Source organism: Thalassobius sp. MITS945101 (assembly GCF_047123305.1).
Classification (GTDB): Bacteria; Pseudomonadota; Alphaproteobacteria; order Rhodobacterales; family Rhodobacteraceae; genus Thalassobius.
This window is the reverse complement of record NZ_CP138918.1, coordinates 3814374-3838470: the sequence shown is the minus strand read 5'-3', so window position 1 is coordinate 3838470 and position 24097 is coordinate 3814374. Positions and strand designations below refer to the sequence as shown.

Below are 24097 nucleotides of genomic sequence, written 5' to 3'. Positions count from 1 at the left end.
CGCCCTGCAACATGCCGTCCCGCCACCTGCGCGGATCTTTGCCAATTGGTATTAAATCGAGGAACCAAGAATGAAAACGGTGATCTTTGATCTGGATGGCACTTTGGCCGACACAAGCGCAGATCTGATTGCAGCGGCCAATAGCCGGTTCCGCGCCTTGGGGCATGGTGACCTGCTGGATCCGGTGGCGGATGCAGAAACCGCATTTCATGGTGGGCGGGCCATGTTGAAACTGGGCTTTGGTCGGGTTGGGCTGGCTGATGTGGCCGCAGGAGTCGAGGCCAACTACCTGCCGTTTATTGAAGCGTACCGAGAGGCGATTGACACCCACACCACGCTTTACCCCGGCGCGATGGAGGCCGTGGGGCGGTTGAAGGTAGCTGGCTACAAGGTGGGCATTTGCACCAACAAACCTGCCGCATTGGCTGAGGAGCTGATGACCCGCCTTGGTGTGCGCAGCGAATTTTCCTCGCTCATTGGGGCGGATACCCTACCTGTGCGCAAACCCGATCCAGCGCCGCTGGTCGAGGCGGCCAAGCGAGCGGGCGGCGATCCGGCGCAATGCGTTCTTATCGGTGACACGATAACGGACCGTAAAACGGCCGAGGCGCTGGGCGTGCCTTGCATCCTTGTGACCTTTGGCCCTGCTGGCCGCGGTGTAGAGGCGCTAAAGCCGGAAGGGCTGATCGATCACTACGATGCTCTGGACGCAGAGGTGGCACGGCTGATCGGGCTGCCAGAGGTTCTGGCCGGATAAGAGGGCATTGACCTGATTTGATCAAACGGTCAGAACAATCCCTATGACAGAACGCTTTACCGGAAACTTCACCCAGCAAGAGCCGATCCCCGAAGAGGCGATTGAGGCCGCAGTCGCTGTCATGCGCTCAGGCCGGCTGCATCGTTACAACGTAGCGGAAGGCGAGGCGGGCGAGGTTGCCCTGCTGGAACAGGAGTTCGCGGCAGCAATGGGCAGCAGCTATGCCTTGGCGCTGGCTTCGGGCGGTTATGCGCTGGGCTGTGCTTTGCGGGCACTGGACGTTAAGCCTGGCGATAAGGTGCTGACCAATGCTTTCACATTGGCCCCTGTACCCGGCGCCATTGCCGCCGTCGGCGCCGTGCCGGTGTTTGTGGGCGTGACCGAGGATCTGGTGATCGATCTGGCGGATCTGGAGGCCAAGGCAGATCAGGCCTCGGTGCTGATGCTCAGCCATATGCGTGGACATCTCTGTGATATGGATCGGCTGATGGCGATTTGCCAGGCTCAGGGCATTCAGGTCATCGAAGACTGCGCCCACACGATGGGCGCGGGCTGGAACGGGCGGTTGAGCGGCACTGACGGGGTGATCGGGTGCTATTCGACTCAGACCTACAAGCATTTGAATTCGGGCGAAGGGGGCTTGCTGATCACGGATGACCCGCAGGTTATGGCCCGCGCGGTGATGCTGTCGGGGTCCTATATGCTTTATGATCGCCACCTTGCGGCCCCTGCGCCGGAGGTGTTTGAGGACGTGAAATACGACACGCCCAATGTGTCGGGCCGCATGGATCATCTGCGCGCGGCAATCCTGCGACCGCAGCTGCGCGATTTGGACCGGCAGGTGGCGCGCTGGAATGAGCGCTATCAGGTGGTCGAAGCTGGTCTGCGTGACACGCCTGGTCTGACGGTGATCGAACGGCCCAAGGCCGAAACCTATGTCGGGTCCTCGATCCAGTTCCTGTTGCTGGACTGGCGCGAGGATCAGATCGACGCGGTTTTGCAACGCTGCCTGTCCCGCGGGGTCGAACTGAAATGGTTTGGCGGCGCCGAGCCCAACGGTTTTACCAGCCGGTATGACAGCTGGCGCTATGTTGAAGCCACGCCAATGCCGGCGTCAGACCGGGTGCTGAAAGGCATTGTGGACATGCGGTTGCCGCTGACTTTTACGGTCGAGGACTGCGCCCTGGTCGCGCGGATTATCCGCGCTGAGGTCGCCGCCGTTTATCAGGCGGGCTGAGGGCCGGAGCGATCTGGTGCGATCAGGGTGTTGCACGTTGGTCTGATTGGGGCTTCGCCCCCTTGGCCTGACGGCCAATTCCCCCAGAGTATTTGTAGATCATTGAAAGGACGTGACGTCGCCGTAGCGCGATGCGGAGCGCGTGCGCTTGACGCGACTCACTTTGTTCGGCATTTATTGAACAACTGTTCATTAAATGCGGTGGAGGAGCCGGCACATGTTCAATGCGGTGATGAATTTTGATCTGGGCGAAGACGTCAACGCGCTGCGTGACATGGTGCATCGTTGGGCGCAGGAGCGGGTGAAGCCGCTGGCGGCCGAGATCGACGCGAAAAACGAATTCCCCAACGAGCTGTGGCAGGAAATGGGCGAGCTGGGCCTATTGGGGGTCACCGTGCCGGAAGAATTTGGCGGCGCGGGCATGTCCTATCTGGCACACACCATTGTGGTGGAAGAACTGGCGCGGGTGTCGGCCTCGGTCTCGCTGTCTTATGGCGCGCATTCCAACCTTTGTGTGAACCAGATCAAGCTGAACGGCTCGGATGAGCAGCGCCGCAAGTACCTGCCGGGTCTGATCTCGGGGGAGCATGTTGGCGCGCTGGCCATGTCGGAGCCCTCGGCGGGCTCGGACGTTGTGTCGATGAAGCTGAAGGCTGAGAAGCGCAACGGCTATTACGTGCTGAACGGCAACAAATACTGGATCACCAACGGACCGGACGCCGACACTTTGGTGGTCTATGCCAAGACCGATCCCGACGCGGGCAGCAAAGGCATCACTGCCTTTATCGTTGAAAAAGAGATGACCGGTTTCTCCACCAGCCCGCATTTTGACAAGCTGGGCATGCGGGGGTCCAACACGGCCGAGCTGATCTTTGACAATGTTGAGGTGCCGTTTGAAAACGTGCTGGGCGAAGAAGGCAAAGGTGTGCGCGTTCTGATGTCGGGCCTCGACTACGAACGGGTGGTTCTGGCTGGCATCGGCACCGGTATCATGGCCGGCTGCATGGATGAGGTCATGCCCTATATGGTGGAGCGCAAGCAGTTCGGCCAATCGATCGGGGACTTCCAGCTGATGCAGGGCAAGATCGCCGATATGTACACCAAGATGAACTCGGCCCGGGCCTATGTCTACGAAGTGGCCAAGGCCTGTGATCGTGGCGCGGTAACCCGTCAGGATGCGGCGGCCTGTTGTCTTTATGCCTCGGAAGAAGCCATGACCGTGGCGCATCAGGCGGTGCAGGCCTTTGGCGGCGCGGGTTTCCTGGCGGATGCGCCGGTGGCGCGGATCTTCCGGGATGCCAAGCTGATGGAGATTGGCGCGGGCACCTCCGAGATCCGGCGCATGCTGGTGGGTCGCGAGTTGATGGGCGCGATGCGCTGATCCGATGTTGAAACGCAGCGACAGCTACGGGGCTTTGATCCGGGACTTCCGCTGGGACATCCCAGAGCGGGTGAATATGGCGGCGCAGGTCTGTGATGACTGGGCCGCCCGCGCGCCGGATCGGGTGGCGATCCGCGATGTCTCGGCGGGCGCGGCGGTGAACACCAGCTATGGCGAGCTGCGCCGGATGGCGGATGCACTGGCCCACGGTCTGGTGGCCCGGGGCGTGCAGCGCGGTGACCGTGTCGGCGTGTTGCGCACCCAGTCGGCCTGGACCGCCGCGGCGCATATTGCTGCTTGGAAAATCGGTGCAATCTCGATCCCGCTGTTCAAGCTGTTTGGCGTTGAGGCGCTGATCACCCGTCTGGAAGACGCCGGTGTTGCCTTGGTCATCGCAGATGAGGAAGGCACCGAGGGGCTGACTGAATGGCTGACGGGGCAGGGCCGGCAGGCGCTGGTGCCGGAAACCGCAGACCTGCCACAGGCAGGGTTTGAGACGGTGGACACGGGCGCCGAAGATCCGGCGGTGTTGATCTACACCTCCGGCACCACCGGCGCGCCAAAGGGTGCCTTGCATGCGCATCGCATGTTGATCGGTCACTTGCCCGGCGTGGAGGTCAGCCATGATTTCCTTGGGGCTGAAGGGGACTGTATCTGGACCCCCGCGGATTGGGCCTGGATCGGTGGCATGTTTGATGTCTTGATGCCAGGCCTTGCGCTGGGCGTGCCGGTTGTGGCGGCCCGAATGGCCAAGTTCTCGACCGAAGAATGCCAGCGCATCATCGCCGAAGGCACGGTGCGCAACGTCTTTTTCCCACCCACCGCGTTGCGGATGCTGAAGGCGGAAGGCGCGGTGATCGCCGGATTGCGCACCGTCGGCAGCGGCGGCGAACCTCTGGGGGCTGAAATGCTGGACTGGGGGCAGGCGGCTTTTGGCGTGGCGATCAATGAGTTTTACGGCCAGACCGAATGCAACATGGTGGCCTCGGCATGTGCGGCGCTGTTTGAGCCGCGCCCGGGCTGCATTGGTAAACCGGCTCCGGGGTTCGAGATTGGCATTCTGGATGGCAACGGACAGTTGACCACGGGCGAAGGCGACGTTGCGATCAAACGCGGCGCGGCCTCGATGATGTTGGAGTACTGGAACCGTCCCGAAGCAACGGCCGAGAAGTTCCATGGCGACTGGATGCTGACCGGTGATCGCGGCATTTGGGACGGGGACTTCCTGCGCTTTGTTGGCCGTGAGGATGATGTGATCACCTCCGCCGGCTACCGGATCGGGCCAAGCGAGATTGAGGACGGCTTGCTGAAACATCCCGCCGTCGCGACGGTTGGTGTTGTCGGCAAGCCTGACGATCTGCGCACCGAGATCGTGAAGGCCTATGTGGTGCTGAAACCAGATTTCGCGGCCTCGGATGCTCTGGCGCGCGAACTGCAGGACTTTGCCAAGGCCCGCATCGCCAAACACGCTTATCCCCGCGAAATCGCCTTTCTCGACGAATTGCCGATGACCGTCACCGGCAAGGTGATCCGCAAAGCGCTGAAAGCGCGCGCGGCGGAGGAGTTGGGATGAGGAAGACGCGAAACACAGGGCTGCGCCCGATCCTGGGAGGGCATGTCCTGTCTTCGAAGGATCACGACACATCAGCGCGCGCACCACTGGGTGAGATCATCAATCAGCTGCAATGCGCCCTCCCATGGGGAGGGTCGGGCGCGGCCCGGCTTGGCCGGGCAACACACCGCTAAACTTAGGAGACCGCAATGAAACTGAAATCCAACGCTTTGCCCTCCTCCGAAGGTTTCAAAGCCAATGTGAAAGCGCATCAAGAGGCGCTGGAGGTCATTGACGACGCAGCCGAGGCGGCGCGTTTGGGGGGCGGCGAACGGTCCCGCGCCCGTCATGAAAGCCGTGGCAAAATGCTGCCGCGCCGTCGGGTGGCGAACCTGCTCGATCCCGGCTCGCCCTTCTTGGAAATCGGCGCAACAGCGGCCTTCAACATGTATGACAACGCCGCGCCCTCGGCGGGTGTGATCGCAGGTATTGGCCGGGTCAGCGGTGTGGATTGTATGATTGTCTGCAATGACGCCACCGTCAAAGGCGGCACCTATTTCCCGATGTCGGTGAAAAAACACCTGCGCGCCCAGGAAATTGCCGAGCAGAACAATCTGCCCTGTATCTATCTGGTCGACAGTGGCGGCGCCAACCTGCCGCAGCAGGATGAGGTGTTCCCGGACCGCGACCACTTTGGCCGGATTTTCTACAATCAGGCCAATATGTCGGCCAAGGGTATCCCGCAGATCGCGGTGGTCATGGGCTCCTGCACCGCAGGCGGCGCCTATGTGCCCGCCATGTCGGATGTCACCATCATCGTGAAGGAACAGGGCACCATCTTCCTGGCTGGTCCGCCGCTGGTAAAGGCGGCAACCGGCGAAGTGGTCAGTGCTGAGGATCTGGGTGGCGGTGATGTGCACACGCGCCTGTCTGGTGTCGCGGATTATCTGGCCGAGGATGACGCCCACGCGCTGGCGCTGGCGCGCCGCTCTGTCAGCCATCTGAACCGCCGTCGCCCGGCCACGGTGGAGTGGGCTACCCCGGAAGAACCTGCCTATGATCCCGAAGAGATCTTTGGCGTGGTCCCCGGTGATCTGCGCACGCCTTATGACATCCGCGAAGTCATTGCCCGCACCGTTGATGGCTCGCGCTTTGATGAGTTCAAGCCGCGCTTCGGTGAAACGCTGGTCACAGGCTTTGCCCATGTCAAAGGCTGCCCGGTCGGGATCATTGCCAACAACGGCGTACTGTTTTCCGAGGCGGCGCAAAAAGGCGCGCATTTTGTCGAGCTTTGCAGCCAGCGCAAAATCCCGCTGGTCTTCCTGCAGAACATCACCGGCTTCATGGTGGGGCGCAAATACGAAAACGAAGGCATCGCCCGGCACGGCGCCAAGATGGTGACCGCCGTGGCCTCCACCAAAGTGCCGAAAATCACCATGCTGGTGGGCGGCTCGTTTGGGGCAGGCAACTACGGCATGGCAGGTCGCGCCTATTCCCCGCGGTTCCTGTGGACCTGGCCAAACTCGCGCATCTCGGTGATGGGCGGCGAACAGGCGGCGGGCGTGCTGGCGACGGTGAAACGCGACGGCATCGAACGGCAGGGCGGCACTTGGTCGGCCGAGGAAGAGGCCGCGTTCAAACAGCCCACCATCGACATGTTCGAAGAACAAAGCCACCCGCTCTACGCCTCGGCGCGTCTGTGGGATGACGGCGTGATTGACCCGCGCAAAACCCGCGAAGTGCTGGCGCTGTCGCTCTCAGCCTCGCTGAACGCCCCGATCGAAGACACCACCTTTGGTGTGTTTAGGATGTAAACGTTGAGGTTTCGTGGACGCATAGAAGATGCTTCCCCCTCAAAGGGAAACAAGGTTTGGCCCTGATGCTTACCCAAATCGAAGGCATGCCTGTGAAAGGCATGCGTGTTTCTATCGCTGGGCGGGACCTGCTGATCATGGAAGTCGGCAAGAACAGTACCGACGGAGAACCGGTTTCGAGCCGTTCCTGCCTGACCGGGAAAACAGTGCCGCCATATGGCAGTGTCTTTGTGGATTGGCTGCCGCCCTACCCAGAAGGTGCATCACTTCATCGAAAGTGGATTGAGGAGCAGCCAGCCCGATGACCGCGCTTTTCAATGTTCCCAAAATACTCCGGGGGCGCCCTCGGCGCACCCAACAAGAAATCGCCAACCTGAAAGAGGATGGATCTGATGTTTGACAAAATTCTAATCGCCAACCGTGGTGAGATTGCCTGCCGTGTGATGGAAACCGCCCGCTCTTTGGGGGTGAAAACCGTGGCGGTTTATTCTGACGCGGATTGTGATGCCAAACATGTTGCCATGGCGGATGAGGCCTGGCACATCGGCATCGGGCCTGCGCCTGCGGATAGCTATCTGTTGGGTGACGAAATCATTGCGGTTGCCAAAAGCGCCGGTGCGCAGGGCATTCATCCGGGCTATGGTTTCCTCAGCGAAAATCCCGAATTTGTTGACGCGGTGGAAGCAGCGGGGCTGACCTTCATCGGGCCTTCGGCCAAAGCAATTCGTGCGATGGGGCTGAAAGACGCCGCCAAGGCGCTGATGGAAGAGGCCGGCGTGCCGGTGGTCCCAGGCTATCACGGGGCCAATCAGGACGCCGCCTTTCTGGCCCAGCAGGCGGATGAAATTGGCTATCCAGTGCTGATCAAAGCCGTCGCCGGTGGCGGTGGCAAAGGCATGCGTCTGGTTGAGGCGCCGGCCGAATTTGCCGATGCTCTGGCCTCGGCCCAGGGGGAGGCGCAGACCGCCTTTGGTAACCCCGACTGTTTGATCGAGAAATACATCCAGAAACCGCGCCACATTGAGGTGCAGGTTTTCGGCGATGGCACCCGTGCGGTGCATCTTTATGAACGTGACTGTTCGCTGCAGCGTCGCCACCAGAAGGTGATCGAAGAAGCCCCAGCCCCCGGCATGACCGCAGAGATGCGTCAGGCGATGGGCAGCGCGGCTGTACGCGCGGCGGAGGCGATCGGCTATAAGGGTGCGGGCACGGTCGAATTCATCGTGGATGGCTCTGACGGGCTGCGCCCGGATGGGTTCTGGTTCATGGAGATGAACACCCGCCTGCAGGTCGAACACCCGGTGACCGAACTGGTCACCGGTGTGGATCTGGTGGAATGGCAGCTGCGGGTTGCTTCGGGGGAGGCGCTGACCTCGACCCAAGACGATATCCCGCTGTTTGGCCATGCCTTTGAGGCGCGGCTTTACGCCGAAGATGTCCCCAAGGGCTTCCTGCCTGCCACCGGCACGTTGACCCATCTGGATTTCCCCGCAAACGCACGCTCTGACAGCGGTGTGCGCGCCGGTGATGTGATCAGCCCGTGGTATGATCCGATGATCGCCAAGGTCATTGTGCAGGGCCCCACCCGTGCCGTGGCGCTGGCCCGCCTGTCCGAGGCTTTGGCGCAGACGCAGGTTGGCGGCACCGTGACAAACTTGGCCTTCCTTGGGGCGCTGGCGGCGGACAAGGGGTTCGCCAAGGGGGACGTAGACACCGGCTTGATCGCACGCGAAATTGACACGTTGGTGGTGGAACCCACCGCCAGTGCGGAACACAAGGCCGCCGCCGCCATGCAGGCGCTGGGGCTGGTAGAGAGCCACTGGGACAGCGGCTTTACCCTCTGGGCGGCGCTGCACCGTTCGGTCACGCTGATGTGGCGCGACACCCCCTTTGTGGCAACAGTAGAGGTGGAAGGCCCCGACCGTCAGGTCTGGGACATCGACGGCGAACAGGTGATTTGCAACCGGATGGCAGGCCACTGGGTTGTGGGCGGCACCCGTCTGCCCAAGGTTATCCAGCATGACACGACCATCACCGTCTTTGCCGAATACGGTCTGAACTTCGAAGTGGTGGATCTGCTGGATCAGGCCAGCGGGGCAGGGGGCGACGGCAATGTTGTTGAGGCGCCAATGCCCGGTCTGGTCAAAGCGGTCTTTGCCAAGGCAGGCCAAGAGGTGAAAGAGGGTGACCGTCTGGCCATTCTCGAAGCCATGAAAATGGAACACTCTCTGCTGGCCGCCCGTGACGGTATCGTGGCCGAGGTGCTGGCCGCCGATGGCGATCAGGTGGAGGCAGGCGCGGCCTTGATCCGTCTGGAAGAGGCATGAGCGCGACCCTGCACTCCATCGCGGGCAGCCGATCCTTTCGGGTGCTCTGGCTCATGCATGAGTTGGGCGAACCTGTGGAGGTGGTGCTCTATCAGATCATGGATGGCTCGCTGCAGCAGGAGGGCTTCAAGGCGCTTTCGCCCGCACGGCGTGTGCCTGCGCTGGAAATTGACGGACGGGTGTTGATCGAAAGCGGCGCTACGCTGCAATACCTCTGTGAAACCCGCGATGGCCATGGTCTGATGCCCGCTGTTGGCAGTGATGAACGGGCCGACTGGCTGCAATGGCTGCATTACGCGGAAACGCTGGGGGCCGGTATTCAGAACCTCAACATGCAGCACCTGTTTCTGCCGAAACCCGAAATGCGTTCGCTCACCGTTATGGGGATCGAAACCAAACGGTTGGCGATTGCGCTGAAGGGTGTCGAAAAGGCGCTGGCGGATGGGCGGGACTATCTGCTGGCATCCGGATTTTCCGCAGCGGATGTGATGATGGGTTTCACCCTTAACGCTGCCCGCCACTACGTGCGGTTCGACGGTTTCCCGCATCTGCCCGCCTATCAGGCCCGCCTTGAGGCCCGCCCTGCCTATCAGGCGGCACAGGCCGCGGAAGGCGCGCAGCAGTTCTACACCCAAGATTTCTACGAACTGCCGGAGGCGTAAGTCATGCAGATCACTCTGCACCATGCCCATGAGGCACGCTCCATGCGGATTCTGTGGCTGTTGGAGGAATTGGGCGCAACGTATGAGTTGCGCAGCTATGACTTCTTCAACAAATCCCTGCGCTCCGAGGCGTATCTGGCGATCCACCCTGCGGGCCGTGTGCCCTCGGTCGAGATTGACGGCAAGGTGATGCTGGAAAGTGGTGCCATCGCGGAATATCTGGCCGAGCAGTTCCCCGACGTGGGTCTGCATCGCGGGCCGGACCATCCCGAGCGGATGGCGTATCTGGAGCTGTTGCACTACGCCGAAACCATCGGTCAGCATCTGGCGAACCTGACGCAGGGTCACATTGTTCTTTATGAGGACTGGATGCGTTCGCCGACCCAGATCAGCCTGGAAACTAAACGGCTGGCCAAGGTTCTGGGACGGCTGGAACTGCTGTTGCGCGATGGGCGCGACCACTTGCTGGCCTCGGGCTTTAGCGCCGCAGATTGTGCCGTAGGGTACGGCATCTGGCTGGCGCCGCGCTTTGTCTCTTTGGACAAGCTGCCCCATGTTGCCGCCTACCGCGACCGGTTGATGGCACGGCCCGCCTTACAAAAAGCGCTGCCGCCTGAGGGCGCGAAACGGATTTACAGCAAAGACTTCTACGAGGTTCCTGATGTCTGAAAAGGTCGAAATCTTTGAAATGGGGCCGCGTGACGGTCTGCAGAATGAAAAACGCCAGATCCCAACGGCGGAGAAAATCGCGCTGGTGGATTGCCTCAGCCGTGCTGGCTTCAAACGGATTGAAGTGGCCAGTTTTGTCAGCCCCAAGTGGGTGCCGCAGATGGCCGACAGCGGCGACGTTCTGGCTGGCATCACCCGCGCGGATGGCATTTCCTATGCGGCACTGACCCCCAACATGAAGGGGCTGGAACGGGCGCTGGCTGCCAGGGCGGATGAAGTGGCGATCTTTGGCTCGGCCTCAGAAGGGTTTTCTAAGGCCAATATCAACGCCTCCATCGCCGAGAGCTTGGAACGGTTCAAACCGGTGGCCGAGGCGGCGCTGGCGGCAGGTATCAAGGTGCGGGGCTATGTCAGCTGTGTCACCGACTGTCCCTATGATGGCAAGGTCGATCCTGCCGAGGTTGCCCGGGTTGCCGCCGCGCTGGACGCGATGGGCTGCTATGAGATCAGCCTTGGCGACACGATTGGGCAGGGCACACCGGAAAGCATCGCGGCCATGCTGGGGGCGGTTCTACAGGCGGTTCCGGCAGAGCGGCTGGCGGGGCATTATCATGACACCGCCGGGCGGGCGCTGGCCAATATCGAAGCGTCGCTTGAAAAGGGCTTGCGGGTGTTTGACGCCGCTGTTGGGGGCTTGGGCGGCTGTCCCTACGCGCCCGGCGCCAAGGGCAATGTTGCCACCGAAGCGGTGGCGGACCGGTTGACAACGCTGGGCTATGACACCGGTCTTGATATGGCGGTGATCACCGAAGCCGCAGAAATGGCGCGCGCCATGCGGATCGTGCGTTAAGGGAGAGATACCTCATGTATGAAACCATTAAGATCGTTCGCGATGATCGTGGTGTGGCAACACTTTGGCTTGCACGGTCCGAGAAACACAACGCCATGTCGGCGCAGATGATTGCCGAGTTGCATCAGGCCGCCAATGTGCTTGCAGCCGATGACAGCGTGCGCGTGGTGGTGCTGGCGGCGGAGGGCCGGTCCTTCTGTGCCGGTGGCGATCTGGGCTGGATGCGGGAACAGTTTGAAGCCGCCCCCGAAGTGCGCAAAGCCGAAGCCGCCAAACTGGCCTACATGCTTCAGGCGCTGAACACTCTGCCAAAACCGCTGATCGGGCGGGTGCAGGGCAATGCCTTTGGCGGCGGGGTCGGCATGGCGTCGGTCTGTGATGTGGCGATTGGGGCGGATACTGTGCTGATGGGGCTAACCGAAACCCGTCTGGGCCTGATCCCTGCCACCATCGGTCCCTATGTCTGTGCCCGTATGGGCGAAGCGCGTGCGCGGCGGGTGTTTATGTCTGGTCGCCGGTTCGATGCGGCTGAGGCGGTGGAACTGGGCCTCTTGGCCAAGGCTGTGTCTGCCGAAGAACTGGACGCAGCTGTTGAGGCCGAGATCGCGCCCTATTTGGACTGCGCCCCCGCTGCCGTGGGGCGTGCCAAAGGCCTGTTGCGCGCGCTGGGACCCCGCATTGACGAGGCCACCATCGCCCACACCATCGACGAACTGGCCGCTTGCTGGGAGGGCACTGAAGCCCCTGAAGGCATCGGCGCCTTCTTCGACAAACGCAAACCCAGCTGGCAGGGCGGCTAAACGTCTCGTCACAGATCGTTGCGACCCACCACATTCAATTGTTGTGGGGTCGCAACGGGCGCAAACAGGCGCAGATACTTCCCGATTGGTATTGAAAACTAACCACCTTTGCGGGGTTTTGCGAAGCCAAAGGATTCTTGTCAGGATAGCTCTGGCAGGCGGATCTGAGTCGCCACACATCGCTTCTTGGCGGCAATCACAAACATTCGCGTGAAATAGATATTTGGACAGGCTGACACGTTTTTTGGACCCCAGCGGGTTGAAATGGGTCAATCTGTCCCCACACGGCCTTAAATAAAAGGGTGCGGCGCAGTCACACAGGGCTGTTGCACCAACGCCAATAGCGCGCCGTAATCTCTGGCAAACAAGGCCGCGCTTGGTTGACCCTAAGAGGGGGCAGGTTTAAACCCTGCACAGCTAAAGCAGCCTACTGACTGCGCCGATGCGCGCATGAAAGGAGCCACCGTGGAAGAGATGCTGAGGGAATACCTTCCGATCCTCGTCTTTCTGGCCATTGCAATTGCCCTTGGCCTAGTCCTGATCCTCGCCGCCGTTGTTCTGGCCGTCCGCAATCCGGACCCGGAAAAAGTCTCGGCTTATGAGTGTGGATTTAACGCTTTTGATGATGCGCGGATGAAATTCGACGTCCGGTTCTATCTGGTCTCGATCCTCTTCATCATTTTCGACCTCGAAATTGCCTTCCTGTTCCCTTGGGCCGTGGCCTTCAAGGATATCTCGATGGTGGGGTTCTGGTCGATGATGGTGTTCCTCGCCGTGCTGACCATCGGCTTTGCCTATGAATGGAAGAAGGGGGCGCTGGAATGGGAGTGATGACCGGCCAGAACACCGCCGGGTTCGACCGTGAGGTTGCCACCCAGGAGCTGAACCGTGAGCTGCAGGACAAAGGCTTTCTGCTGACCTCGATGGAAGATATCGTCAACTGGTCGCGCACCGGGTCGCTGCACTGGATGACCTTTGGTCTGGCCTGCTGCGCGGTGGAGATGATGCACACCGCGATGCCGCGCTATGACGTGGAACGTTTTGGCTTTGCCCCGCGCGCCAGCCCGCGCCAGTCGGACGTGATGATCGTTGCGGGCACGCTGACCAACAAAATGGCCCCGGCGTTGCGCAAGGTCTATGACCAGATGCCGGAGCCGCGCTATGTGATCTCGATGGGGTCCTGCGCCAATGGCGGCGGCTATTACCACTACAGCTACTCCGTTGTGCGCGGCTGTGACCGTGTGGTGCCCGTAGACGTTTATGTGCCGGGCTGCCCGCCGACCGCAGAGGCGCTGATGTATGGCATCATGCAGTTGCAACGTAAAATCCGCCGCACGGGGACTATCGTTCGATGATCGCGGGAAGGAACAGACATGAGTGACGCCCTGAAAGAACTGGCCACCCATATCGAGCTGAAACGGCCCGATTGTGTGATTGGCTGGGACATTGCTTACGGTGAGCTGAACATCGACGTGGCGCCTGCGAATATCGTGGGCTTTGTCGAGTTTCTGAAGACCGACGCGACCTGCAAATTCTCCAGCCTGGTGGATATCACTGCGGTGGATTACCCCGAGCGGGCCAAGCGGTTCGACGTGGTTTACCACTTCCTGTCGATGTACCAGAACCACCGCATCCGCCTGCGGGTTGCGGTGCGGGATGAGCAGATCCTGCCTTCGATCGTGGAGGTGCATAAATCGGCCAACTGGTTCGAGCGTGAAGTCTTTGACATGTTCGGCATCCTGTTCTCGGGCCACCCCGATCTGCGCCGGATCCTGACCGACTATGGGTTCCGTGGCTATCCGCTGCGCAAGGATTTCCCGACCACGGGCTACACCGAAGTCCGCTACGACGAAGAGCTGAAGCGTGTGGTTTATGAACCGGTGAAACTGGTTCAGGAATACCGCCAGTTCGACTTCATGTCGCCATGGGAAGGGGCCAACTACATCCTGCCCGGTGACGAAAAAGTTGATGAGAAAGGGGAGGCGAAGTGATGGACGGCTCCAAAGGTTTCGACGACGCCCAGACGGGCGAACAGAAGATCCGCAACTTCAACATCAACTTCGGCCCGCAGCACCCTGCGGCCCACGGCGTATTGCGTCTGGTGCTGGAGCTGGACGGCGAGATTGTTGAGCGTTGCGACCCACATATCGGCCTCTTGCACCGTGGCACCGAAAAACTGATGGAAAGCCGCACCTACCTGCAGAACCTGCCGTATCTCGACCGCCTCGATTATGTGGCGCCGATGAATCAGGAACATGCGTGGTGTCTGGCAATTGAAAAGCTGACCGGCGTGGAAGTGCCGCGTCGCGCCCAGCTGATCCGCGTCTTGTTCTGCGAAATTGGCCGGGTGCTGAACCACCTGCTGAACGTGACCACGCAGGCCATGGACGTTGGTGCGCTGACGCCGCCGCTCTGGGGCTTTGAGGAACGTGAAAAGCTGATGGTGTTCTATGAGCGCGCCTGTGGCGCCCGTCTGCACGCCAACTACTTCCGTCCCGGCGGTGTGCATCAGGACATCACCGACAAGCTGGTGGATGACATCGAGGAATGGTGCCTTGAGTTCCCCAAAGTGCTGGAAGACATCGACGGTCTGCTGACTGAAAACCGGATCTTCAAACAGCGTAACGCCGATATTGGTGTTGTGACCGAAGAAGACATTCTGGAATGGGGCTTCTCAGGCGTCATGGTGCGGGGCTCAGGCCTGGCATGGGATCTGCGTCGCGCGCAGCCCTATGAATGCTATGACGAGTTCGAATTCCAGGTGCCTGTTGGCAAGAACGGCGACTGCTATGACCGCTACCTCTGCCGTATGGAAGAAATGCGCCAGTCGGTTTCGATCATGCGTCAGGCGATTGTCAAACTGCGCGAAACCCCCGGTGACGTGCTGGCCCGTGGCAAGCTGACCCCGCCGAAACGCGGGGAGATGAAGACCTCGATGGAGGCGCTGATCCATCACTTCAAACTCTACACCGAAGGCTTCCATGTGCCGGAAGGTGAGGTTTATGCCGCGGTGGAAGCACCAAAGGGCGAGTTTGGAGTCTACATCAAATCCGACGGCTCCAACAAACCTTACCGCGCCAAGCTGCGCGCGCCGGGTTTCCTGCATCTGCAGGCGATGGACCACATCTCGACCGGCCACCAACTGGCCGATGTTGCCGCCATCATCGGCACCATGGACGTTGTGTTCGGGGAGATCGACCGCTGATGTTTGCCTCGGGAGCCGCAGGATTTGCGTTGGTGATGGTGATGATCGTGGCGCTGTTTTGCAGTCACGCCATCACCGCGCTAATTGTTAAAGACTCGAAGCGCCAATCAATCTTGATTGGCACAGTTACGGGTGTTGCGGTTTTCTTTGTGTCGATGATTTTTGTTTCGGTCTTCTTGGGGTGACATCATGAAATCAATGTTTACCCCACTCGTTATCGCCAGTCTCGTTCTGGTCGCAGCAACAGCGGTTAATGCGCTATCGGGCGCGTTTCCTTTGTCGCCACTGAACGCTGACTCCGGCCTGGCTGGCGCATTTGCTGCGCTGGCCCTGTCAGCCTGTGCCTTTCTGGTGCAGCAGCAGCGGTGTACGCAAACCCTGCGTCGGCCTGCCAAGGCGTGCTATTCTGCCCGTTCGGCCGACGTTTCCCCTATTTTCAATTTCCATTTCTATGAGGTGACAAAATGAAGGCAATTTCCGCCCTGTTCGTCTCCGCTGCACTGACGCTGCCCACAATGGCTGGAGCTTTGGAAATTGAATTTCCCATGCCCCCCGTGACCTCGGATGCTGAGGCAAACGGAATTCAGTTTTATGGATACCAAACTGACGACGGGTACTTGGCCGTTGAGGGTTTTTCGTTCGGTCCTCATTCATTTGCATGTGGCGAATGGTCAGATGTATTTGTCAGTGGTGAAAGCGTGACCTGCAAAGCAGAAGGCGCTTTGTCCACACTCGACGTTGATGGGTTCGTCAACTTTATTTCAAAAGAAGGGTGCAAGGTTTCGCAGACAGAGGCGTTGAAGTTCGTCGAGAGAAAGGGGTTCAATGATCTCGATCTTGCTGCACTAGCGAACTCGCTCGTTTTGCAGGGAGTTGCGAATTTCGCAAGAACTGAAGAAAGTGGTTCTAGTCTTGTTTTGACGGAGGCGTATTGCTGATGTCGGTCCTTGTGCTCAAAGGTATTTCAGCTCGTCTTCTGCGGCTCGAGGGGCCGCGGGCTACCCCTATTTCCAAATCCATTTTTCAAAGAGGTGACATCATGAAGGCAATTTTCGCCCTGTTCGTCTCCGCCGCACTGACGCTGCCTACAATGGCAGCGGCTGAGGTGAGCGAGGACCGTGTTCTGGAATTCATCGAGGTGATGGTCGCAAATGACTGCGTCCTGCCCGAAGCAAAGGCCGCCGAAGTGCTCCCCGCGAACGGGTTTGAGCGTGATGAGGCCGGTGCCATTGTCAAACATCTGCGCGGTGAAGGCCGGATGAACCGTGCCAAGCGCACGATCTACCTCACAGGTCCCGAATGTGAGAGCCCCGAGGCGGTGCGTGCCGGTGCTCTGCAGGTGCTAAAGAAAAACGACTGCCAGGTCGGTCTGGAAGAGTTCAAATCCGTGTTCAAGAAAAGCGGGTTGGAGCCGATGCTGGTCAAACAGGAACTGCAGAAAATGGTAATGGGTGGCGAGGCGTCAATGGGTGCCAATGACACCATCATCCTGAACGCGGAGGTCTGCTCGTAATGTTGAAGAAGGGCGTCTTGACCTTGAGTGTTCTCACTGCATTGGCGGGCTGCGGCCTGCCTGAGGGGCTGTCGATGAAAGACGTCCAGACTTACGAAACCGCTGTGGCCTCGATCGGCTGCGTGATGCGGACCGAAGCTGACTATCTGCCGGTGGAGCTGCAAACAGGCTTCACCCGTGAACAGGTTGTTGGCCTGACTGAATATCAACTCGCCACCGGCAAGGCCGAACAGCTGGAAGATGGTGGCGCGAAACTTACGACCGGAGCCTGTGCCTGATGCTACGCCGTCTCTACCACGAACAGCCAGAAAGCTTTGCTTTCACAGCCGAAAACCAGAAATGGGCTGAGGCGCAGATCACCAAGTATCCCGCAGGTCGGGCGCAATCGGCTGTGATCCCGCTGTTGTGGCGCGCTCAGGAACAAGAGGGCTGGCTGACCCGTCCGGCAATTGAATATGTCGCTGACATGCTGGGCATGGCCCACATTCGCGCGTTTGAGGTGGCCTCGTTCTACTTCATGTTCCAGCTGACCCCGACAGGCTCGGTTGCCCATGTGCAGATCTGCGGCACCCTGTCCTGCATGATTTGTGGGGCTGAGGACTTGATCAAGGTCTGTCAGGAAAAGATCGCCGAGAAGCCCTATACCCTGTCCGCTGATGGCAAGTTCACCTGGGAAGAGGTGGAATGCTTGGGCGCCTGCGCCAACGCGCCGATGGTGCAGATCGGCAAGGATTATTACGAAGATCTGAGCGTAGAACGTTTTGCTGAACTGCTGGACGAACTGGCCGCAGGCAGGGTGCCGGTGCCGGGTCCGCAGAACGGCCGTTTCGCGGCAGAGCCTCTTTCCGGTCTGACCTCGCTGAAGGATTTTGACAGCGGTAAAACCAAATACAACGCCTCAGCGCAGCTGGCGGTGGATCTTGGGGATACCGTGAAGCGCATCGACGGCACCGAAGTGCCGATCCTGACGCCTTGGATGAAGGGCAAGGATGCGGCAGAGGTTGCGGCCCCAGCAGGTGCGGCTGCGGCACCGGTGGAACCGGTTGCCAAACCGGCCCACGCCCAGGCAGCAGAGGCCAAAGCGGCGGCGCCGAAGGCCGAGAAAAAAGCCGCGCCCAAGAAGGCAGCGGCGAAGAAGCCTGCGAAAAAGGCCGAAGCGCCTGCGGCGGATGTGGCCGAGTCCGAACCCGAGGTTCTGACCGCCGCCCGCGCCGAAGGGGCGGATGATCTGAAACGGATCATCGGTGTTGGCCCGAAACTGGAGCAGACCCTGAACGAGCTGGGGTTCTTCCACTTTGACCAGATTGCCAAATGGACCGAGACCGAGATCCAGTGGGTCGACAACCGGTTGAAATTCAAAGGCCGCATCACGCGGGATGACTGGATTGGTCAGGCGGTCGAACTGGCCAAAGAAGCGGCCAAGAAAGACTGAGGACAGACACTGTGAGCGAACAGAAGGACGCAGAACTGGCACGCAAGGGACGCATCACCTCTTTGGTGATTGCGGGCACGGCGGTGTTCTGGATCGTGGCGTCCTTTGTGGGTGGGGAATTGGGGTTACCAAATCGCACCCGCGCGCTGTTCGATCTGATTGCCTTGGCGGGCTTTGTCTACGCCATCGTGATGATTTTCCAAATCTGGCGCGCGCGTCAGAACAGCAAAGGGTAACGGGATGCTGAAGGATCAAGACCGTATCTTTACCAACATCTACGGGATGCACGACCGCACGCTGGCCGGTGCCAAGGCGCGGGGCCATTGGGATGGCACCGCCGGTATCGTTCAGAAAGGGCGCGACTGGATCGTCGATCAGATGAAGGCCTCGGGTCTGCGCGGCCGTGGCGGTGCGGGCTTCCCGACCGGTCTGAAATGGTCCTTCATGCCGAAGGAAAGCGACGGGCGTCCGGCCTATCTGGTCATCAACGCGGATGAATCCGAACCCGGCACCTGTAAAGACCGCGAGATCATGCGCCATGATCCGCACACCCTGATCGAAGGGGCGTTGATCGCCTCTTTTGCGATGAATGCGCATGCGGCCTATATCTACATTCGCGGGGAATACATTCGCGAACGCGAAGCGCTGCAGTCAGCCATTGATGAGGCCTATGACGCGGGCCTTCTGGGCAAAAACGCGGCTGGGTCCGGCTGGGATTTCGACCTCTATCTGCACCACGGGGCAGGGGCCTATATCTGTGGCGAGGAAACCGCCCTGATCGAAAGCCTCGAGGGCAAAAAAGGCATGCCGCGCATGAAGCCGCCGTTCCCGGCCGGTGCGGGCCTTTATGGCTGCCCGACCACGGTGAACAATGTGGAATCCATAGCTGTTGTGCCCACCATCCTGCGCCGCGGGCCGGAATGGTTTGCTGGCTTTGGCCGCCCCAACAATGCGGGCACCAAGCTGTTTGCGATCTCGGGCCACGTCAACAACCCCTGTGTGGTTGAAGAGGCAATGAGCATCTCCTTTGAAGAGCTGATCGAGAAACACTGCGGCGGCATTCGCGGCGGTTGGGACAACCTCTTGGCGGTGATCCCCGGTGGTTCCTCTGTGCCTTGCGTGCGTGGTGAAAACATGCGCGACGCAATCATGGATTTCGACTACCTGCGCAACGATCTGGGCTCGGGCCTAGGCACTGCAGCGGTGATCGTGATGGACAAGCAGACCGACATCATCAAAGCGATCTGGCGTCTGGCAAAGTTCTACAAACACGAAAGCTGCGGCCAGTGTACGCCCTGCCGCGAAGGCACCGGCTGGATGATGCGCGTGATGGACCGGTTGGTTCGTGGCGAAGCAGAGCTGGAAGAGATCGACATGTTGTGGGATGTGACCAAGCAGGTCGAAGGCCACACTATCTGCGCCCTTGGCGATGCAGCAGCCTGGCCGATTCAGGGTCTGATCCGCAATTTCCGCGAGGAAATCGAAGACCGTATCAAAGCACAGAAAACCGGCCGCAAGTCGGCCATTGCGGCGGAGTGATCTAAGATGCGTGTCTTTATCCTCTGCCTGCTGAGCCTGTCGATCCTGTCCTCTTGTGGCTGGGCCAAGAACATCCAGAGCCGGAAGAACCGAGTTCTGTTTGAAAACCAGTATTTCCCCGCGCGTCTGACCACGACCCGCGAAGACAAACTGGCTTTCTCGGTTTCGGTGGATCGCATTGATCAGGGGCTGGTGCCCGCCCGTGAGGCTGGTCGCTTTGAGGCGACCAAATACTGCATCGACAAATTTGGCCGCTCAGATGTGATCTGGACCCAAGGCCCCGATGTGGAAGACGCTGAGCTGCAGCTGGACAACGGCCGCCTGATCCTTGAAGGACGCTGCGACGTATGATGGATTTTGTCATTATATCAGGGGTTTGCGCCGCTTGTTATTGCATAACAAGCCTCTGCACCCTCATCTCTGACGCGAAGGGACGCCCCGTGGCGGCCCTGTCTACGCGTGAACGTAAAGGAGATGACACATGCGCCTGATGATGACGACCGCTGTAGCCCTGACACTGGCTCTGACCCCGATTGGCGGTCAGGCCACCGCCAAACCGCCGCTGCGCGACGTGGCGGAGATTGACAGCAATATGCTCTGGGTGGCGCTGGCGATTGAAGTCTCTGACAAATGTGAAGAGATCAATGCCCGCACCCTGAAAGGTCTGGCTTTCCTCAATTCGCTGCGATCCCGCGCCAAGTCGATGGGATATTCGAGCGATGAGATCAAAGCCTATGTAAACAGCGACGCCGAGAAGGCCCGGATCCGGACCCTTGGCGAGGCTTACGTGAAATCAAAGGGGTTGAACCCCGCCGATACTGGTGACCTCTGCACCCTTGGCCATGCCGAGATTGCAGCGCGCAGCCAGATCGGAGTCCTGTTGAAAGCAAAGTGAGGCAAGATGTCCGACCTACGCAAGATCGTCATCGATGACCAGGAGATCGAAGCAGACGGGGCCATGACCCTGATCCAGGCCTGTGAACAGGCCGGGATCGAGATCCCGCGTTTCTGCTACCACGAACGTCTGTCGATTGCGGGCAACTGCCGCATGTGCCTTGTCGAAGTTGTTGGGGGCCCGCCGAAACCGGCGGCCTCCTGTGCAATGCAGGTGCGCGATCTGCGTCCCGGCCCCGAAGGCCAGCCGCCGGTGGTGAAAACCAACTCGCCGATGGTGAAGAAAGCGCGCGAAGGGGTGATGGAGTTCATGCTCATCAACCATCCGCTGGATTGCCCGATCTGCGATCAGGGCGGTGAATGCGACTTGCAGGATCAGGCGATGGCCTATGGCATCTCGGAAACCCGCTTTGCCGAAGGCAAACGGGCGGTGGATGATCTGGATCTTGGCCCGCTAGTTTCAACTGCGATGACCCGCTGCATCAGCTGCACCCGCTGTGTGCGTTTCACCACCGAGGTGGCCGGCATCACGCAGATGGGCCAGACCGGTCGTGGCGAAGACGCTGAGATCACCAGCTATCTGAACGAAACACTGGACAGCAACCTGCAGGGCAACATCATCGACCTTTGCCCGGTTGGCGCGCTGACCTCCAAACCCTATGCGTTCTCGGCGCGTCCTTGGGAACTGACCAAGACCGAAAGCATCGATGTGATGGATGCGCTTGGCTCCAACATCCGTGTGGACACCAAAGGCCGCGAAGTGATGCGGATCCTGCCGCGCAACCATGACGGTGTGAACGAAGAGTGGATTTCCGACAAAACTCGTTTTGTCTGGGACGGTCTGCGCCGCCAGCGTCTGGACGTGCCTTACATCCGTGAAAACGGCAAGCTGCGCAAAGCCTCCTGGGGCGAAGCGCTTGGTGCCGCTGCAGCGGCCATGAAAGGCAAGAAACTCGCCGGTCTGATCGGTGATCTGGTGCCGGTCGAAGCCGCTTTTGCGCTGAAAAACCTGATCGAAGGTCTGGGCGGCAATGTTGAATGCCGCACCGATAAGGCACGCCTGCCGATTGACAGCCGTTTCGGCTACGTTGGCAACGCCAGTATCGAAGACATTGATGACGCCAAGTTCATCCAGTTGATCGGCACCAACCCGCGCGAAGAAGCGCCGGTGCTGAACGCCCGGATCCGCAAGGCTTGGCTCAACGGGGCCAATGTTGGTCTGGTTGGGGAAGCCGTTGATCTGACCTATGACTACGCCCATGTCGGCACCGACCGCGCGGCGCTGGACAGCATCGTTGGCAAAGACTACGGCGCCGTGAAAGACGCGCCTTCCGTGGTGATTGTCGGGCAGGGCGCCCTGCGTGAAGCGGATGGTCTGGCGGTTCTGGCTGCGGCTCAGAAACTGGCAGAAGACACCGGGTCCAAGCTGATGGTGCTGCACACCGCCGCTGCCCGTGTGGGGGCGATGGACGTGGGCGCCGTCACCGAAGGTGGGCTTGAGGCCGCCACCAACGGGGCAGAGGTGATCTACAACCTCGGCGCGGATGAAGTAGAAATCGATGCGGGTGCATTCGTGATCTATCAGGGCAGCCACGGCGATCGTGGTGCACATCGTGCCGATGTGATCCTGCCCGCCGCCGCTTATACCGAAGAAAACGGTCTGTTTGTGAACACCGAAGGCCGCCCGCAGCTGGCGCTGCGCGCCGGGTTTGCACCGGGCGAGGCCAAGGAAAACTGGGCCATCCTGCGCGCGTTGTCGGCAGAGCTGGGCGATGCACAGCCCTGGGACAGCCAGGCGCAGCTGCGTCAGGCGCTGGTGGCGGCGGTGCCACATCTGGCCAAGGTCGATCAGGTTGTTGAGAACGAATGGGTCTCGCTGCCGCAGGACAAACTGGGCAAGGCCGATTTCATCAATGCGGTGACCGACTTCTACCTGACCAACCCGATTGCCCGCGCCTCCAGCCTGATGGCGGAGCTTTCGGCGGGTGCCAAGGCACGTGGTCAAGAGCAGGTTGCGGCCGAGTGATGATCCGCGCGGGTCTCATATCCCTGACGGCGGCCATGCTGCTTGCGGGTTGCGAAGCCTCGCAGCCCGATGCGCTGGCGTTTGTGCCAGACTATCAGGGTGTCGACACGCGGCTTTTGGACGGTGATCTGGTCAGCTTTGTGGTCGCGATGAGCGGCGCACGGGGCGCAGGCGATGTTGAGGATTATGCGGAATGTGCTGCGGCACAATACACGCTGATCCGCGGATACGGGTTCGCACGGCATGTGCGGACGAATGTGGAACAATCAAGCGGCCTGTGGCGTGCAGATGCGGTTTACACCATCTCACCCGCATTGCCGCGAGGCGCAAAAACGATCGATGCCGAAGTGGTGGTCGATCATTGCGTCGAAAACGGAATACCGACGGTGTGAGGACCTAATGGCAGAGTTTTTTACCACCCCCTTGGGAATAGCGGTCATCATCGTGGCGCAATGTCTTGCGGTTGTTGCCTTTGTGATGATCTCACTGCTGTTCCTGGTCTATGGTGACCGGAAAATCTGGGCCGCCGTGCAGATGCGGCGCGGTCCCAACGTTGTGGGGGCCTTTGGTCTGCTGCAATCGGTGGCGGATGCGCTGAAGTATGTGGTGAAAGAGGTTGTAGTGCCTGCGGGTGCGGACAAACCGGTTTTCTTTCTGGCACCGATGACCAGCTTTGTGCTGGCGATGGTGGCCTGGGCGGTGATCCCTTTCAACGACGGCTGGGTGTTGAGCGACATCAACGTGGCCATTCTCTTTGTGTTCGCTGTGTCCTCGCTTGAGGTCTACGGCGTCATCATGGGCGGCTGGGCGTCGAACTCGAAATACCCGTTCCTCGGCTCGCTGCGCTCTGCCGCGCAGATGATTTCCTATGAGGTGTCGCTGGGCCTGATCATCATCGGCATCATCATCTCGACCGGTTCGATGAACTTCGGCGACATCGTGCGGGCACAGGATGGCGATTACGGTTTCTTCAGCTGGTACTGGCTGCCGCATTTCCCGATGGTCTTCCTGTTCTTCATAAGCTGTCTGGCGGAAACCAACCGCCCGCCGTTTGACCTGCCGGAAGCGGAATCCGAACTGGTGGCGGGCTATCAGGTGGAATACTCGGCCACCCCGTTCCTGCTGTTCATGGCGGGGGAATATATCGCCATCTTCCTGATGTGTGCGCTGACCTCGCTGCTATTCTTCGGTGGCTGGCTGTCGCCGATCCCCGGCCTGCCGGATGGCGTGCTGTGGATGGTGGCCAAGATGGCTTTCTTCTTCTTCATCTTCGCAATGGTGAAGGCGATCACCCCGCGTTACCGCTACGACCAGCTGATGCGCATCGGTTGGAAAGTCTTCCTGCCGCTGTCACTGGCCTGGGTGGTGATCGTCGCATTCCTTGCAAAATTCGAAGCCTTCGGCGGCGCCTATGCCCGCTGGGCGATTGGGGGCTAAGC

At 60.1% G+C, this 24097-nt stretch carries 28 protein-coding genes; all 28 read left to right on the top strand.

Translation table 11 applies throughout. From position 1 onward, the window contains the following. Positions 1-70: 70 nt before the first annotated feature. On the top strand, positions 71-757 hold the full coding sequence (locus SIC14_RS18870) for an HAD-IA family hydrolase (protein ID WP_412563451.1): 687 nt from the start codon (positions 71-73) through the stop codon (positions 755-757). A gap of 43 nt (positions 758-800) precedes the next feature. Then, positions 801-1994, top strand: a complete 1194-nt coding sequence (locus SIC14_RS18865; protein WP_412563450.1) for a DegT/DnrJ/EryC1/StrS family aminotransferase — start codon at positions 801-803, stop codon at positions 1992-1994. A gap of 217 nt (positions 1995-2211) precedes the next feature. Then, the gene (locus tag SIC14_RS18860; RefSeq protein WP_412563449.1) at positions 2212-3375 is read left to right on the top strand and encodes an isovaleryl-CoA dehydrogenase; all 1164 of its coding nucleotides are present in this window, start codon (positions 2212-2214) and stop codon (positions 3373-3375) included. 4 nt (positions 3376-3379) lie between these two features. Beyond that, positions 3380-4948 carry an AMP-binding protein gene (locus SIC14_RS18855; protein WP_412563448.1) on the top strand — a complete coding sequence of 523 codons (1569 nt, stop codon included), beginning with the start codon at positions 3380-3382 and terminating at the stop codon, positions 4946-4948. Positions 4949-5136: 188 nt separating this feature from the next. Next, entirely contained in the window at positions 5137-6741 is a 1605-nt protein-coding gene (locus SIC14_RS18850; protein ID WP_412563447.1) for a carboxyl transferase domain-containing protein, read from the top strand. 56 nt (positions 6742-6797) lie between these two features. Then, positions 6798-7046: a hypothetical protein gene (locus tag SIC14_RS18845; protein WP_412563446.1), complete on the top strand. Its 249-nt coding sequence runs from the start codon at positions 6798-6800 to the stop codon at positions 7044-7046. An 87-nt stretch (positions 7047-7133) separates the two neighbouring features. Further along, positions 7134-9068, top strand: coding sequence for an acetyl/propionyl/methylcrotonyl-CoA carboxylase subunit alpha (locus SIC14_RS18840; RefSeq protein WP_412563445.1), 1935 nt, complete (start codon positions 7134-7136; stop codon positions 9066-9068). Next, a complete protein-coding gene (locus tag SIC14_RS18835; RefSeq protein WP_412563444.1) occupies positions 9065-9730 on the top strand; it encodes a glutathione S-transferase family protein in 666 nt (221 codons plus the stop codon). The genes SIC14_RS18840 and SIC14_RS18835 overlap by 4 nt, the downstream gene beginning before the upstream one ends. Positions 9731-9733: 3 nt before the next feature. Then, positions 9734-10399, top strand: a complete 666-nt coding sequence (locus SIC14_RS18830; RefSeq protein ID WP_412563443.1) for a glutathione S-transferase family protein — start codon at positions 9734-9736, stop codon at positions 10397-10399. Beyond that, positions 10392-11249: a hydroxymethylglutaryl-CoA lyase gene (locus tag SIC14_RS18825; RefSeq protein ID WP_412563442.1), complete on the top strand. Its 858-nt coding sequence runs from the start codon at positions 10392-10394 to the stop codon at positions 11247-11249. The genes SIC14_RS18830 and SIC14_RS18825 overlap by 8 nt, the downstream gene beginning before the upstream one ends. 14 nt (positions 11250-11263) lie before the next feature. Further along, entirely contained in the window at positions 11264-12049 is a 786-nt protein-coding gene (locus tag SIC14_RS18820) for a crotonase/enoyl-CoA hydratase family protein (RefSeq protein WP_412563441.1), read from the top strand. Between the two features lie 465 nt (positions 12050-12514). Further along, positions 12515-12880: an NADH-quinone oxidoreductase subunit A gene (locus tag SIC14_RS18815; RefSeq protein ID WP_058243929.1), complete on the top strand. Its 366-nt coding sequence runs from the start codon at positions 12515-12517 to the stop codon at positions 12878-12880. Further along, positions 12871-13404, top strand: coding sequence for a NuoB/complex I 20 kDa subunit family protein (locus SIC14_RS18810; protein ID WP_412563440.1), 534 nt, complete (start codon positions 12871-12873; stop codon positions 13402-13404). The genes SIC14_RS18815 and SIC14_RS18810 overlap by 10 nt, the downstream gene beginning before the upstream one ends. Positions 13405-13422: 18 nt before the next feature. After that, positions 13423-14040 (top strand): NADH-quinone oxidoreductase subunit C, encoded by a 618-nt coding sequence (locus SIC14_RS18805; RefSeq protein WP_412563439.1) that lies wholly within the window; start codon positions 13423-13425, stop codon positions 14038-14040. Then, positions 14040-15254 (top strand): NADH-quinone oxidoreductase subunit D, encoded by a 1215-nt coding sequence (locus SIC14_RS18800; protein WP_412563438.1) that lies wholly within the window; start codon positions 14040-14042, stop codon positions 15252-15254. The genes SIC14_RS18805 and SIC14_RS18800 overlap by 1 nt, the downstream gene beginning before the upstream one ends. A 32-nt stretch (positions 15255-15286) precedes the next feature. Then, on the top strand, positions 15287-15439 hold the full coding sequence (locus SIC14_RS18795; RefSeq protein WP_412563437.1) for a hypothetical protein: 153 nt from the start codon (positions 15287-15289) through the stop codon (positions 15437-15439). 4 nt (positions 15440-15443) lie between these two features. Next, positions 15444-15722 carry a hypothetical protein gene (locus tag SIC14_RS18790; protein ID WP_412563436.1) on the top strand — a complete coding sequence of 93 codons (279 nt, stop codon included), beginning with the start codon at positions 15444-15446 and terminating at the stop codon, positions 15720-15722. After that, a complete protein-coding gene (locus tag SIC14_RS18785) occupies positions 15719-16192 on the top strand; it encodes a hypothetical protein (RefSeq protein WP_412563435.1) in 474 nt (157 codons plus the stop codon). The genes SIC14_RS18790 and SIC14_RS18785 overlap by 4 nt, the downstream gene beginning before the upstream one ends. Before the next feature lie 101 nt (positions 16193-16293). Then, on the top strand, positions 16294-16767 hold the full coding sequence (locus SIC14_RS18780) for a hypothetical protein (RefSeq protein WP_412563434.1): 474 nt from the start codon (positions 16294-16296) through the stop codon (positions 16765-16767). A gap of 23 nt (positions 16768-16790) precedes the next feature. After that, positions 16791-17045 carry a hypothetical protein gene (locus tag SIC14_RS18775; RefSeq protein WP_412563433.1) on the top strand — a complete coding sequence of 85 codons (255 nt, stop codon included), beginning with the start codon at positions 16791-16793 and terminating at the stop codon, positions 17043-17045. Then, positions 17045-18199: an NADH-quinone oxidoreductase subunit E gene (locus SIC14_RS18770; protein ID WP_412563432.1), complete on the top strand. Its 1155-nt coding sequence runs from the start codon at positions 17045-17047 to the stop codon at positions 18197-18199. Before SIC14_RS18775 ends, SIC14_RS18770 begins: the two co-directional genes overlap by 1 nt. Before the next feature lie 11 nt (positions 18200-18210). After that, positions 18211-18435: a DUF5337 domain-containing protein gene (locus tag SIC14_RS18765; protein WP_412563431.1), complete on the top strand. Its 225-nt coding sequence runs from the start codon at positions 18211-18213 to the stop codon at positions 18433-18435. A 4-nt stretch (positions 18436-18439) separates the two neighbouring features. Next, complete coding sequence (gene nuoF / locus SIC14_RS18760) at positions 18440-19738, top strand: NADH-quinone oxidoreductase subunit NuoF (protein WP_412563430.1); 1299 nt, start codon at positions 18440-18442, stop codon at positions 19736-19738. Positions 19739-19744: 6 nt separating this feature from the next. Continuing rightward, positions 19745-20089: a hypothetical protein gene (locus SIC14_RS18755; protein WP_412563429.1), complete on the top strand. Its 345-nt coding sequence runs from the start codon at positions 19745-19747 to the stop codon at positions 20087-20089. Positions 20090-20219: 130 nt separating this feature from the next. Next, on the top strand, positions 20220-20633 hold the full coding sequence (locus tag SIC14_RS18750) for a DUF5333 domain-containing protein (RefSeq protein WP_412563428.1): 414 nt from the start codon (positions 20220-20222) through the stop codon (positions 20631-20633). Between the two features lie 6 nt (positions 20634-20639). After that, positions 20640-22658, top strand: a complete 2019-nt coding sequence (gene nuoG, locus SIC14_RS18745; protein ID WP_412563427.1) for an NADH-quinone oxidoreductase subunit NuoG — start codon at positions 20640-20642, stop codon at positions 22656-22658. Beyond that, on the top strand, positions 22658-23050 hold the full coding sequence (locus tag SIC14_RS18740) for a hypothetical protein (RefSeq protein ID WP_412563426.1): 393 nt from the start codon (positions 22658-22660) through the stop codon (positions 23048-23050). Before nuoG ends, SIC14_RS18740 begins: the two co-directional genes overlap by 1 nt. A 7-nt stretch (positions 23051-23057) precedes the next feature. Next, positions 23058-24095, top strand: coding sequence for an NADH-quinone oxidoreductase subunit NuoH (nuoH, locus tag SIC14_RS18735; protein ID WP_412563425.1), 1038 nt, complete (start codon positions 23058-23060; stop codon positions 24093-24095). The last annotated feature ends 2 nt before the right edge of the window (positions 24096-24097 follow it).